15 protein-coding genes are annotated in these 11822 nt (G+C 70.5%); 8 read left to right on the top strand and 7 right to left on the bottom strand.

What is annotated here, in order from left to right; all coding sequences use genetic code 11:
• The 3 genes from GY24_RS15765 to GY24_RS15755 all read right to left on the bottom strand — a co-directional run.
• The coding region (locus GY24_RS15765) for an AAA family ATPase (protein ID WP_145958846.1) at positions 1-927 on the bottom strand (927 nt) is incomplete at its 3' end.
• Positions 924-2147, bottom strand: a complete 1224-nt coding sequence (locus GY24_RS15760; RefSeq protein ID WP_104477400.1) for an exonuclease SbcCD subunit D — start codon at positions 2145-2147, stop codon at positions 924-926. The genes GY24_RS15765 and GY24_RS15760, both read right to left, overlap by 4 nt.
• Positions 2148-2205: 58 nt before the next feature.
• Entirely contained in the window at positions 2206-3276 is a 1071-nt protein-coding gene (locus GY24_RS15755; protein ID WP_104477398.1) for an LLM class flavin-dependent oxidoreductase, read from the bottom strand.
• Between the two features lie 182 nt (positions 3277-3458).
• Between GY24_RS15755 and GY24_RS15750 the strand changes: the two genes are divergently transcribed.
• Positions 3459-4430: an FKBP-type peptidyl-prolyl cis-trans isomerase gene (locus tag GY24_RS15750; protein WP_104477396.1), complete on the top strand. Its 972-nt coding sequence runs from the start codon at positions 3459-3461 to the stop codon at positions 4428-4430.
• 82 nt (positions 4431-4512) lie between these two features.
• Here the strand turns inward: GY24_RS15750 and GY24_RS15745 are convergent, their stop codons facing one another.
• Positions 4513-4791, bottom strand: coding sequence for a glutaredoxin family protein (locus GY24_RS15745; protein WP_104477394.1), 279 nt, complete (start codon positions 4789-4791; stop codon positions 4513-4515).
• 90 nt (positions 4792-4881) lie between these two features.
• On the opposite strand from GY24_RS15745, the gene GY24_RS15740 reads away from it, so the two are divergent.
• On the top strand, positions 4882-5484 hold the full coding sequence (locus GY24_RS15740) for a hypothetical protein (protein ID WP_104477392.1): 603 nt from the start codon (positions 4882-4884) through the stop codon (positions 5482-5484).
• A gap of 71 nt (positions 5485-5555) precedes the next feature.
• On the opposite strand, the gene GY24_RS15735 is transcribed toward GY24_RS15740, so the two are convergent.
• A complete protein-coding gene (locus GY24_RS15735; RefSeq protein WP_104477390.1) occupies positions 5556-6014 on the bottom strand; it encodes an aromatic ring-opening dioxygenase LigA in 459 nt (152 codons plus the stop codon).
• A gap of 162 nt (positions 6015-6176) precedes the next feature.
• Here GY24_RS15735 and GY24_RS15730 point away from each other — a divergent pair, with 162 nt between their 5' ends.
• The 6 genes from GY24_RS15730 (at position 6177) to GY24_RS15705 (ending at position 10360) form a co-directional block, all read left to right on the top strand.
• On the top strand, positions 6177-6899 hold the full coding sequence (locus GY24_RS15730; RefSeq protein ID WP_104477388.1) for a VOC family protein: 723 nt from the start codon (positions 6177-6179) through the stop codon (positions 6897-6899).
• Between the two features lie 152 nt (positions 6900-7051).
• Complete coding sequence (locus tag GY24_RS15725) at positions 7052-7984, top strand: AEC family transporter (RefSeq protein ID WP_104477387.1); 933 nt, start codon at positions 7052-7054, stop codon at positions 7982-7984.
• A 111-nt stretch (positions 7985-8095) separates the two neighbouring features.
• Positions 8096-8446 carry an ArsR/SmtB family transcription factor gene (locus tag GY24_RS15720; RefSeq protein WP_083362880.1) on the top strand — a complete coding sequence of 117 codons (351 nt, stop codon included), beginning with the start codon at positions 8096-8098 and terminating at the stop codon, positions 8444-8446.
• A gap of 12 nt (positions 8447-8458) precedes the next feature.
• The gene (locus tag GY24_RS15715) at positions 8459-8944 is read left to right on the top strand and encodes an SRPBCC family protein (RefSeq protein WP_104477385.1); all 486 of its coding nucleotides are present in this window, start codon (positions 8459-8461) and stop codon (positions 8942-8944) included.
• Positions 8945-9054: 110 nt separating this feature from the next.
• Positions 9055-9489 carry a VOC family protein gene (locus GY24_RS15710; RefSeq protein ID WP_104477383.1) on the top strand — a complete coding sequence of 145 codons (435 nt, stop codon included), beginning with the start codon at positions 9055-9057 and terminating at the stop codon, positions 9487-9489.
• Positions 9490-9541: 52 nt separating this feature from the next.
• Positions 9542-10360 (top strand): shikimate 5-dehydrogenase, encoded by an 819-nt coding sequence (locus GY24_RS15705; RefSeq protein WP_104477381.1) that lies wholly within the window; start codon positions 9542-9544, stop codon positions 10358-10360.
• 68 nt (positions 10361-10428) lie between these two features.
• Here the strand turns inward: GY24_RS15705 and GY24_RS15700 are convergent, their stop codons facing one another.
• Entirely contained in the window at positions 10429-11484 is a 1056-nt protein-coding gene (locus GY24_RS15700) for a 2,3-butanediol dehydrogenase (protein ID WP_104477379.1), read from the bottom strand.
• Between the two features lie 164 nt (positions 11485-11648).
• Positions 11649-11810, bottom strand: a complete 162-nt coding sequence (locus GY24_RS15695; RefSeq protein ID WP_267892623.1) for an EamA family transporter — start codon at positions 11808-11810, stop codon at positions 11649-11651.
• Between the last annotated feature and the right edge of the window lie 12 nt (positions 11811-11822).

Below are 11822 nucleotides of genomic sequence, written 5' to 3'. Positions count from 1 at the left end.
GTCGATCGTCTCCGCTGCCGCGCGCAGCTCGGCCAGGCGCGCCTCCGCGGCGGTCCGGCGCCGCTGCGCGGTGCGCAGCGCGACGCGGGCGTCGTGGGCGGCGTCGGCGGCGGCGAACTGGGCGTCGGCCGTCTCGGCCGCGTCGATCGCCTGCCGGACGAGCAGCTGGCCGGCATCCGTCAACGCCGCCAGCCACGGGGTGAGCTGCTCGGCCGTGTGAGACTCGGGCACCGCGGCGGCCTCAGCGGAGACCCCCAGGGCTCGCGCCGCCGATGACGCCTGCTCCACCATCTGCTCGAGTGCGGCCCGCCGCGCGCCAAGCTCGCCGTCGAGCTGCTTGCGCCGCTCGGTGAGCGTGGCCTCGTAGTCCTGGAACCGTCGGGTGCCGAAGAGCGAGCGCAGCACCTCTTGGCGGGCCTCGCTCTTGGCCAGCAGGAACTGCTGGAAGCGGTTCTGTGCCAGCAGGATCACCTGCAAGAACTGGTCTTTGTTCAGGCCGACGAGCTCGGCGATCCGCGGGCCGACCTCGCGCGGCTGCGCCTCGATGCCATGCCACTCGGTGCCGCGCAGCTCGAACAGCTCCGCGGTCGCCTTCTGCTTGGTGGTGCCGGTGCCGCTCTTCTTAGCCCGCTCGAACTCGGGCGCCCGCTCCACCCGGTACCGGGTGTCGCCCGCCGTGAACTCGAGCGTGACGAGGCTCGGGTCCTCCGGGCCGGCGTGGTCGCTGCGGAGACGCGCCTTGGTGCCGTCGTAGCGCGGCACGCTGTCGTACAGCGCGAAGCAGATCGCGTCGAGGATGCTCGACTTGCCGGCCCCCGTCTTGCCGCCCATCAGGAAGATTCCGTCGTCGGCGAAAGCGTCGAAGTCGACGTGCTGCAGCGACTTGTACGGCCCGAAGCCCTGCACGCTCAGCTTGTTGATCCTCATGCCGCGCCCCCCGTCGATGCGCCGGCCAACTCGCCGGCCAGTTCGCCGGACCGGGCCGCCTCGTTCGTGGCGATCACCTCGGCCAGGATCTCCCGTTCGGCGTCGCTGGCGCCGTCGCCGTTCCGCACATGCTCGAGGAACCCGGCGACGATCTCGGCGTCGCTCTTGGCCTTGACCCGCTCGGCGTAGCTGGCCTCGGATGCCGCAGCGACGACGCTCGGTCGGTGGCTGAGGTCTGCGCACCAGCGGTAGCGCTGCTGCAGTTTGCGCATGGCGTCCAGCGGTCGGGACTGGTCGGTGAGTATCGCGCGCACCCAGTCGCCCTCGGCGGGGGTGTGCACGGCATCCGTCAGCAGCTCCTCCAGCGTGCCGGTGAGCACGCTGAGCGCGCGCGGCACGGGCAGCGGCAGCCACTCCACCGCCTCCAGCCCGTCGGGGCCGAGCTCGACCAGCCAGCCGCCGCGCTGCTTGCCCGCCTCGCTGAACGAGTAGTGCACCGGGGCGCCGGAGTAGCGGGCCCGCTCGCTCAGCGTCGAACGGCCGTGGATGTGCCCGAGGGCGACGTAGTCCGGCCCGTCGAAGGTGCGAAGCGGCACCAGGTCGAGGCCGCCGGCGGTGATGTCGCGCACGACGTCGTCGGCGAAGGGAACCTCGCTGGTGTCGTCGGCAGGGCCGACGTTCACCGCGAAGCAGTGCGAGATCGCGACGCTGCGCCCGCCGCGCTCGGCCAGGTCGGCGCGCACCCGGTCCATGGCGAAGCCGAGGGTCTGCGCGTGCGTGCGCAGCTCGGCCTCCGGGTACCGGCCGCGCACCAGCGCCGGCTCCAGATAGGGGATGCCGTAGAAGTGCACCGGCCCGTGCTCGTCCGCCAGCGTCACCGGCCGGTCGTGCTGCTCCGGCCGGGCGATCACGTGCACCCCGCCGAAGGAGGCGAACTCGGACTGGAAGCCGAGCCGGGTCGCCGAGTCATGATTGCCGCTGGTGAGGATGACGGTGGCGCCCGCCGCGCGGATGGCGCCGAGTGCACGCGTCAACAGTTCATAGCTGTCCCGCGACGGCACCGCCGAGTCGAACACATCGCCCGCGACGACGACCACGTCGATGTCGCGCTGCCGCACCTCGACCGCGAGCGCGGCCAGCACGTGATCGAGCGCCGCGAGGGTGGAGTGCCCATGGAAGGTGCGCCCGACGTGCCAGTCCGAGGTGTGCAGAATCCGCATGAGTCCAAGCTAGCGCCGACCGCTGACAGAACAGCCGAAACGCGTTGCGGCTCGCTGGCTAGCTAGCCAGCAGTCGCAGCGTCTGCTCGCGGCCCGGCGTGCGGTCCAGCGGCTCGTCGGCGAAGCTGCCGCCGATGGCCGACACCATGACCTCGTCGACGCCGTGCTCGGCGGCGAACGCCGCCAGCTCGGCCCGGGCGGTCTCCGGCGTGCCGATCAGCCAGCGCGACTCTGCCGCCGCGATGAACGCCGCGCGGGCGGCATCCGGGGCCTCGATCTCGGCGGCCTGGGCCTGCTCCACCGTCTCGAGTGCGGTGAGCCGCTGCCCGGAGCGCAGCCTGGCCATCATGCGCAACTGCGGAAGGGCGCGGGCCCGCGCCTCCTCGAGCGTCGGCGCCACCGAGGCGTTCATGGTGAGGAAGCTCTGCGGCGTCGGGTGCGCCTCGCTCGGCTGGTACTCGGTGCGGTAGAGGCGCATCGCTGCCGCCAGCCCCTCGCCGCTGAAGTGGTTGGCGAAGACGTAGGGCAGGCCGAGCCGGGCGGCGAGCCTGGCCGAGTAGTCGCTGGAGCCGAGCAGCCAGATCGTCGGGGCCGCGGATGCCGCAGGCGTCGCGTGCACGACGTACTCCTGCCCGCTGGTGAGTGTGAACGCGGCGCCGCCCGGCTGCAGCAGCGCCTGGATCTCGCCGATGTTCTCGGGGAACCGCGACACCTCGCTTGTCGCGCCGCTCTGGTTCAGCAGCGCGGTGATCACCGGGTCGCTGCCGGGGGCGCGGCCGAGGCCCAAGTCGATGCGGCCCGGCGCGATCGCCTCGAGCGCGGCGAACTGCTCCGCCACGACGAGCGGGGCGTGGTTGGGCAGCATCACGCCGCCGGAGCCGACCCGGATCCGCTCCGTGCGGCTCGCGATCGCGGCGATCAACACCGGGGGAGTGGTCGAGGCGACGGCGGGCATGTTGTGGTGCTCGGCCAGCCAGTAGCGCTCGAAGCCGAGCTCGTCGGCGGTCTGGGCGAGGGAGACGGATGCCGCCACGGCCTGTGCGCTGCTCTGCCCGCTGCGCACGGGCACCAGGTCGAGCACGGAGAGGCGGGGCAGGGCGGGTGCGGGGGCGTGTGCTGCGGTAGTCATCACTCGGTCAAACCGTCGGGGCCGTTCCGGTATTCCAATCGGAAACCGCGCGGCCAGCTTTCAGGCAAGCCCAAGGCCGAAGTGGCAGACTCGACGAGGCCCTTGAGTGGAATACCCCGAGCGGCCGCCCCTGCGGCGATCCCCTGCAGCCGCTCCCGACGCGAATCGAGAACCTCATCAGCATGAAAAAGACTTCACCGCTCGGCCGCCTGGCGCCGCTGGCGCTCTTGGCCGCCTCCGCGCTCGTCCTCACCGGTTGTGCATCCGGTGAGAGCAACTCCACCGCCTCCCCCTCGTCCTCGACCGAGGCCTGTGGCGAGTACACCTCGGGCTCGCAGAGCGAGTCCGTCAAGGTCACCGGCGACCACGGCAGCGAGGTCACCGCCGAGTTCAAGACCCCGTTCACCGCGAAGGAACTGCAGCGCACGATCGTGGAGGAGGGCGACGGCGAGGTCACCGCCCCCGGCCAGACCGTCGAGCTGCGCATCAACGTCTTCGGTGGCAACACCGGCGAGCTCGCGATCTCGGAGACCTCCGAGTTCATCGCCGGCGACCCGCAGATCTTCCCGGCCTTCATCGCCGGCATCGACTGCGTCCCGGTCGGCTCCCGCGTCGTCACCACCGTGCCGGCCGATGAGCTGTTCGGGGATGCCGGCAGCGAGGGCCTCGGCATTGCCGGCGGCGAGAGCGTCGTCATCGTCACCGACGTGCTCAGCATCGTTCCGCCGCTGACCCCCGCCGCCTGGACCGAGAACCCGCCGACGGTTCAGTTCAACGGCGACCAGCCGCCCGTGCTCACCCTGCCAGAGGGCGGACCGCGCCCCGAGCTGCTCATCGACGTCATTGAAGAAGGCGACGGCGCGACCGTCAAGGCCGGCGACTCCGTCACCGTGAACTACCAGGGCACGAACTGGGACACCGGTGAGATCTTCGACCAGAGCTACGGCAAGCAGCCGGCCACGTTCGCCACCACCGGCGTCGTGAAGGGCTTCGGCGCCGCACTGGTCGGCCAGAAGGTCGGCACCAAGCTCGTCGTGTCGATCCCGCCGGAGTACGGCTACGGCGTCGCGGGCAGCAGCGAGCACGAGCTCGCCGGCCAGACCCTCGTCTTCGTGATCGAGATCCTCGACGTGGCCTCGACACCCGCACAGTAGGCAGAACTGCAACGCACAGAAGGCCCGCTCCGAGAGGAGCGGGCCTTCTGCGTATCCGTGTTGCTCTGCGGCTAGATCGCGCCTAGATCGCGGCGAGCTCGGTGAGCTTGGCGTGCAGCTCGGAGTCGCGGGGCTCCACCATGTGGCTGGCATCCGGGAACACGATCACGGGGATGTTCGTGCGGCCGCTGATGGCCTTGGCGCGGTCGGCGCCCTCGATCTCGACCTCGAGGTCGACGTAGTCGTAGTCGACGCCCAGGGTGTCGAGCAGCGACTTCGAGCGGCGGCAGTCGCTGCACCAGGTCGCACCGAACATGGTGATGCGGTCGAAGGTCTCGGCGGGAGCAGAAGTTTCAGTCATGGCCATCATGCTAAGGGGTCGGAGCTGGGCGATACTCTGGAGAGGGCCGCATGTGCGGTCGACACCGGGCTCGAAGACGGCAGGGCAGAGATGGCGCGGCGCAGGCGGAAGGACTTCACGCCGTTCAACGATGAGGCGCTGCCCCGGCGCGAGGCGGCCAGCCTCGCCGAGCAAGTCGAGGAGGGCGTGATGCTCGCCGAGTTCGGCGCGCGCATGGCCCTGAAGAACCAGATCATCGTCGGCGTGCTCACCGAGCCGGATGACTTCGGGACGGAACAGATCCGCGCCGCCGCCCGCACCGCCCTCTATGAGGAGGTGCAGCAGGAGGACGAGTCCGCGTCGATCGCCGAGGAGGAGCGCGACTCGGCGGCGAACCGCGAGGGCAAGGCGCTGCACCACCACGACTACCGCACCGACGACGTGGCGAACCTGCGCCGCCGCGAGAAAATGCACGCCGCCGTCGCGGAGCGGCTCTGGCGTCTGCGCGAGGACCGCGAGTATCTCGACGACTTCATCTCCCGGGCGCAGGCGGATGCCTGGAGCGAGATCTCGGCGGCGATCGAGGCGAAGCTCGACGCGGTCTGGCCGGAACTCGTGGTCGAGGACAAGGCGGGCGGCACGGCCGAGAAACGGCTCAAGGAGCTGCGCAGGCAGATCCGCCGCGAGACCCGTCGCTCCCGCCGGGCCTGGTAGCCCGCCGGTCCCGTTCTGCGGTCTACGAGACGAAGCCCGTCATCTCGACGAGCCGGAGCCGTGCCGGGCCGCTAGGCGGCAGCCGCCACGCCCCGCGCCTTCGTCAGCGTGCTGCCCACCCAACCGAGCAGAACCGAGACGACGCCGACGCCGACCGCGAACAGCGCGATGCCGAAGGAGATCACCGAGGTGAACAGCGACGCGCGCAGGAACGAGGCGTTCATCACGACGGCGCGCCGCGGGTCGTCCTGGGCCAGCTGCGCATACGTCTGCCCGTCGCTGATGGCGAGGGCATGCGTGTTGATGATGTCGGCCTGCGCATACGCGGTCAACGGCCCGGCGACCGGCCACCCCTGGAGGAACGCGGCGTCGTCGCTCACCGTGATCCCCTCCGCGCGGAGCTTCATGCTCACCGCGATCCAGGCGATGACGCCGACCACAATGAAGACGAAGCCGAGAACGACGACGGCGATGCTCGCTGTGTGCGCGAGGCGCAGCTTCTGGTCAAGGGTGCTGGTGGTTCCGGACATCTGTGATCCTCCCCGAATCGAATGATGCTCGCAGCGTATCGACCCTGACCGCCCGCGCAACAGGGGCTGTGCGATCGGCGCCTCCGGGTGGGCTGCCAGGAACGCTACGCAATTGGTCGCCCGAGCCGCGGTGGCGCCCCCGGCTGTGCCAGATTGGCAGACATGACCGACACCGATGCCGACGCCGCCGCGCCCCGTCCCGAGGCCGTCGCCGCGCCACTGCCCGCCGCGCTCGCCGCAGTACTCGACCACCTCGTGCTGGCTGGCCCCGACCTCGGAGCCGCCGTCGCGCACGTCGCCCGGCTCACCGGCGTCACCGCCGCGCCGGGCGGTCGACACGCTCTCGGCACCGCGAACGCCCTCATCGCCTTCACCGTCGCCGGTGCCCGCGGCACCCACTACCTCGAGATCATCGGCCCCGACCCAGAGGGGGAGCAGCCGGCATCCGCAATCGCCACCTTCGGCATCGACACTCTGCAGGCGCCGACCCTCAGCAGCTATGCCGTGCATGCGGATGCCGCAGCACCCGAGGACATCGCAGAGCTGGCGGCGCGCGGCACCGAGGCCGGCCTGCCACTCGGCGTGGTCGCCGCGCAGTCGCGCACGAAGCCCGACGGCAGCGTGCTCGCGTGGAGCTACACGGCCCCGCCGAGCCGGGTGTCGCCGGTCGTGCCCTTCCTGATCGACTGGGGCAGCACCGCCCACCCCGGGCTGAGCGAGCTTCCCACGCTCGAGCTCGTCGCGCTGCGCGGCGAGCACCCGACGCCGGAGCGGCTGCGCGCACAGCTCGACGCGCTCGGCGTTCCGCTCGACCTCGTGCCCGGTGCCGTTCCGGCGCTGGTTGCCACGGTGCGCGGGCCGCTCGGGGAGGCCGAGCTGCGCTGATCGCGGGCCCCGGCATCCGCCCCAGCAGCGGCGTGCCCGGAGCGCCGCCGCGGCAGCGCCGGGAGCGGCCGTGCCGGCACCCGAACCGGAACCGGTAGGTTTTATTCGGGGCCCGGAGTCGGCCGCCGACCCCGAATGAGGAGCAGAACCGCATGAATGCAGACGTCGGCGGCGTCGCCACCGGCTTCGCCGTGATTGCACTGCCGATCCTGCTCGGCTACCTCGTCGGCCGCACCGGAGTGCTCGGTCCGGGCGCTCGCCCGGTGCTGAGCAAGATCGTGTTCTACGTGCTCTCGCCGCTGTTGTTGTTCTCCGTGCTCTCCGGGGCGGACGTCGCCACGCTCTTCTCCGCGCTGCTGCCCGTCTCGGCGCTCGCCGCGGGGCTCATGATGCTCGTCTTCGCCGCGCTCTCGCTGCTCGTCTGGCGGCGACCGCTCTCGGAGACGGTGATCGGCTCGCTCAGCTCCGGCTATGTCAACGCCAACAACGTGGGCATCCCGCTGGCGCTGTACATGCTGGGCAGTGCGGCCTACGCGGCGCCCATCGTGCTGCTGCAGTTGCTGTTCTTCGCGCCGGTCGGGCTCGCGATCCTCGATGCGCGCAGCACGGGCACCACCTCGCTGCCGCGCATCGTCGGCCGCACCCTGCGCAACCCGATCATCGTCGGATCCCTCTCCGGCCTGCTGGTCTCGCTGGCCGGGATCACCCTGCCCCCGATCGTGCACGACCCCATCGCCCGCGTCGGCGAGGCCGCGATTCCGCTGATGCTGATCAGCTTCGGCCTGTCGTTGGCGGGGCAGCGCATGCTCAGCCCGGGCAGTGGGCGTGCGCTCGTCGTGCTGGCATCCGCCCTCAAGCTCCTGGTCATGCCGGCCACCGCCTGGCTGTTGGCCTCCTTCGCGTTCGGCCTGGACGGCGAGGCGCTGTACGCGGTCGTGGTGCTGGCCGCGCTGCCCACGGCGCAGAACGTGTTCAACTACGCGCAGCGCTACGAGACGGCCGAGATCATGGCGCGCGACACCGTCTTCGTCACCACGATCGGCTGCATCCCGGTGTTGCTCGGCATCTCGCTGCTGCTCTCCTGACCCGGCAGGCACACACCCTTGACAGGGTGATCGGTGCGGCGTAGCTTGTAGTCAATTAAATAGTTGATCAAGCAAAGGGTTGAATAACAACGTGAGCACACAGGTGTCAGCATGATCGATGAGAACCCCGCCGACGCGCGCCTCGACCGGGCCTTCATGGCGCTGGCCGACCCGGTGCGGCGGGAGATCATCGCCAGGCTCAGCCGCGGGCCGGCCACGGTGAACGAACTCGCCGAGCCGTTCGACATCAGCAAGCAGGCCGTGTCCAAGCACATTCAGGTGCTCGAGCACGCGGGGCTCGTCACGCGCAGCCGTGACGCCCAGCGCCGCCCGGTTCACCTGGACGCGGCCGCACTCGAAGCCCTCACCGCCTGGATCGACGGGTACCGCCTCATCCACGAGCAACAGTTCCGCCGACTCGACTCCCTGCTTGGATCGCTGACCAGCACCACCGAATCATGAGGAGAAAGAACAATGAGCACCACCACCAACGCTCTCACCGTCACCGCTCCGGCCGGTGTGCAGTACGTCGATTTCGAGCGTGAGTTCGACGCCCCCGTCGAGGCCGTCTTCCGCGCCCACACCGAGCCGGGCCTGATCAAGCAGTGGCTCGGGCCGAACGGCTACGAGATGCGCATCGAGCGCTACGACTTCGTCACCGGCGGCGGCTACCGCTACATCCACATCGGGCCGGACGGCGAGGAGTACGCGTTCAACGGCGTCTTCCACGTCGTGCGCCCGAACGAGTTCGCCATCCAGACGTTCGAGTACGAGGGCTATCCAGACACCGTCAGCATCGAGGCGCTCCGCTTCGAGGACCTGGGCGGCGGGCGCAGCCGGCTCTCTGGCCACTCCGTCTACCCCAACCTGGAGGCGCGCGACGGCATGATCGCCAGCGACATGGAGATGGGCATGCGCGAGGGCTACGAGCGTCTCGACGCTCTGCTGCCGTCGCTGTAGCTGAGCCGCCGCAGCTGCCACAGCTGGAGCACGGGGCGGATGCCGCGGGCGCCGGCCCGCGGCATCCGCCCCCACCAACACCGCACCCACGAATCGCAAGGAGAAGCATCATGGATTGGACACTCGAAGTCGTCATCCTGCCGGTCAGCGACATCGACCGCGCGATCGAGTTCTACCGCGACAAGGTCGGGTTCCACCTGGACCACAACACCCAGACGGAGCAGATGCACGTCGTGCAGCTGACCCCGCAGGGCTCCGGCTGCTCGATCGTGTTCGGCAACCTGCCCTCGCAGAACGAGATGGCGCCCGGCTCGATGCGCGGGCTGCAGCTCGTCGTCTCGGACGCCCAGGCGGCCAGGGCCGAGCTCGTCGAGCGCGGGGTGGAGGCCGGCGAGATCATGGTCATCGACCCCCGCGACGGCGGCACCTTCTTCGGCTTCAGCGACCCCGACGGCAACAGCTGGGCGGTGCAGGAGCTGAAGGTGCGCGCAGAGAAGCCCCTCATCCCGGTGGAGGCGCGCGGCCGCTTCGGCGCCGACATGTGATCCGGTGCCGGGGCGGTGCCGCGCGCCCGCGCCGAGCGCCTAGAGTGCAGGGATGCCGATCCTCAACAAAGACATGACGCTGTGCATCTCGCTCTCCGGGCGACCGAGCAACATCGGCACCCGCTTCCACAACTACCTGTACGACGCCCTCGGGCTGAACTACATCTACAAGGCGTTCAGCACCGACGACCTGCCCGCCGCCATCGCCGGTGTGCGCGGACTCGGCATCCGCGGCTGCGCCGTCTCGATGCCGTTCAAGGAGGCGGTGATCCCGCTCGTCGACGAGCTGGATGCCTCGGCGTCGGCGATCGAGTCGATCAACACGATCGTCAACACCGATGGCCGCTTGGTCGCCTACAACACCGACTACCTGGCGATCCAACGCCTCCTCGAGGCGCACGGCGTCGCCCCCTGCAGCGTGCTTGTGCGCGGCAGCGGCGGCATGGCCAAGGCGGTCGTCGCGGCGCTGCGCGATGCCGGGTTCCAGACCGGCACCGTGCTCGCCCGCAACGCCGCAGCCGGGCAGGCGCTGGCCGCCCACTACGGCTGGCGGGCGACGGATGACGAGTCCGCCGCGCACGCGGAGCTGATCGTCAACGTCACACCGCTCGGCATGGCGGGCGGGCCGGGGGCGGAGGAACAGTCGTTCTCGGACGCGGCCATCGCCGCGGCATCCGTGGTCTGGGACGTCGTCGCCCTGCCCAGCGAGACGCCGCTCATCCGGGCCGCCCGGGCGGCGGGCAAGCCGGTGATCACGGGCGCCGAGGTGATCGCGATCCAGGCCGAGGAGCAGTTCGCGCTCTACACCGGCGTGCGCCCGAGCCCGGAGCTCGTCGCCGAGGCGTCGGCCTTCTCGCTCCGCCAGGACTAGGCGTTCCGGGCCGGGCCGCGCTCCGGCCGAGCCCGCGCAACGGGCGGCTCGGCCGGGCGGCGGTGCCGCTAGGGGTGGACGATGATCTTGACGGCGGTCTCGTTGTGGTTGATCAGGGTGTCGAAGCCCTCGTCGATCAGGTTCTCCAGCGCGATGCGACCGGTGATGAACGGCTCGAGGTTCACCTTGCCCTGCTGCACCAGCTCGATGGTCGCCGGGTGGTCGCGCACGTAGGCGATCGTCCCGCGCAGATCGATCTCCTTGAGCACGAGCTTCTGCATGTCGATGCTGGCCGGCTTGCCCCAGATGGAGACGTTGACGATCACGCCGGCGGGCTTGACTGCGTCGAAGAGCTGGTTCAGCACGACGTTGACGCTGGTGCACTCGAAGGCGACGTCCACGCCGATGCCGTCGGTGATCTCCAGCACGCGCGCCTGCAGGTCCTCCGTGCTCGGGTCGACCACGAAGGCGGCCACACCCGTGTCGAGCGCCTTCTGCTTGCGGGCGGCGCTCAGCTCGGACATGATCACGGTCACGCCGATGGCCTTGAGCACGGCGGCGGTCAGCAGCCCGATCGGCCCGGCGCCGCCGATCAGTGCGATGTCGCCGGCCTGGGCGCCGCTGCGCATGACGGCGTGGTGGCCGACGGAGAGCGGTTCGATGAGGGCGGCCTGGTCGAGCGGGATGTCGCCGACGGGGTGCACCCAGCGGCGATCGACGACCACCTTCTCGCTGAGCCCGCCGCCGCCGCCGGCGAGCCCGATGAAGCCCATCTTGGTGCACAGGTGGTAGTTGCCGGCCAGGCACGGCGCGCACTCGTTGCAGACGAAGTACGGCTCGACGACGACGGATTCGCCGACGGTGAGGTCGGTGACGCCGTCGCCCAGCGCGCTCACCGTGCCGGAGAACTCGTGGCCGAGCGTGACCGGGGCGGTCTCGTGCGAGAGCGGGTGAGGGTGGCCCTCCGGCGAGATGAAGATCGGGCCCTCGAGGAACTCGTGCAGATCGGTGCCGCAGATGCCGCACCAGGCGACGTCGATGGCCACGGCGCCGGGGCGCAGCTCCGGCTCGGGGATGTCTTCGATGCGGATGTCTTTCTGGGCGTGGAAGCGTGCAGCCTTCATGCTCGGTTCTCCTTTGTCGTGGTGCGAGCGTTCAACCGTCGGGCCCCAGCCTCGTAGGCGCGGGCCCGGCCTCTCCATCGTTTCACCGTGCGGCGGATCCTGCCATTCCCTGCGGCGGGTCCGCGGGGCGATTTCGCGCGGCCGGGCGGCGGGGGAGCGGCGGCCTAGGCGAGAGCGAGCAGTCCGGCGGCGGTCAGCGCCAGCGCCAGGCCCACCCACTGCACGGGGGCGATGCGCTCGCGCAGCACGAGCGCCGCGAGCAGGATCGTCCCGGCCGGGTACATGGCCACGAGCACGCTCATCACGCTGAGCTCGCCGAGCCGCAGCCCGATCAGGAT

This window comes from Microterricola pindariensis, from assembly GCF_002936985.1.
Taxonomy (GTDB): Bacteria; Actinomycetota; Actinomycetes; order Actinomycetales; family Microbacteriaceae; genus Microterricola; species Microterricola pindariensis.
This window is presented reverse-complemented; position numbering and strand designations above follow the sequence as displayed.

Bases quoted from the DNA above. Each gene is read 5' to 3' on its own strand.
- GY24_RS15760 (WP_104477400.1), bottom strand. From the start codon at position 2,147: ATGCGGATTCTGCACACCTCGGACTGGCACGTCGGGCGCACCTTCCAT.
- GY24_RS15755 (WP_104477398.1), bottom strand. From the start codon at position 3,276: ATGACTACCGCAGCACACGCCCCCGCACCCGCCCTGCCCCGCCTCTCC.
- GY24_RS15750 (WP_104477396.1), top strand. From the start codon at position 3,459: ATGAAAAAGACTTCACCGCTCGGCCGCCTGGCGCCGCTGGCGCTCTTG.
- GY24_RS15745 (WP_104477394.1), bottom strand. From the start codon at position 4,791: ATGACTGAAACTTCTGCTCCCGCCGAGACCTTCGACCGCATCACCATG.
- GY24_RS15740 (WP_104477392.1), top strand. From the start codon at position 4,882: ATGGCGCGGCGCAGGCGGAAGGACTTCACGCCGTTCAACGATGAGGCG.
- GY24_RS15735 (WP_104477390.1), bottom strand. From the start codon at position 6,014: ATGTCCGGAACCACCAGCACCCTTGACCAGAAGCTGCGCCTCGCGCAC.
- GY24_RS15730 (WP_104477388.1), top strand. From the start codon at position 6,177: ATGACCGACACCGATGCCGACGCCGCCGCGCCCCGTCCCGAGGCCGTC.
- GY24_RS15725 (WP_104477387.1), top strand. From the start codon at position 7,052: ATGAATGCAGACGTCGGCGGCGTCGCCACCGGCTTCGCCGTGATTGCA.
- GY24_RS15720 (WP_083362880.1), top strand. From the start codon at position 8,096: ATGATCGATGAGAACCCCGCCGACGCGCGCCTCGACCGGGCCTTCATG.
- GY24_RS15715 (WP_104477385.1), top strand. From the start codon at position 8,459: ATGAGCACCACCACCAACGCTCTCACCGTCACCGCTCCGGCCGGTGTG.
- GY24_RS15710 (WP_104477383.1), top strand. From the start codon at position 9,055: ATGGATTGGACACTCGAAGTCGTCATCCTGCCGGTCAGCGACATCGAC.
- GY24_RS15705 (WP_104477381.1), top strand. From the start codon at position 9,542: ATGCCGATCCTCAACAAAGACATGACGCTGTGCATCTCGCTCTCCGGG.
- GY24_RS15700 (WP_104477379.1), bottom strand. From the start codon at position 11,484: ATGAAGGCTGCACGCTTCCACGCCCAGAAAGACATCCGCATCGAAGAC.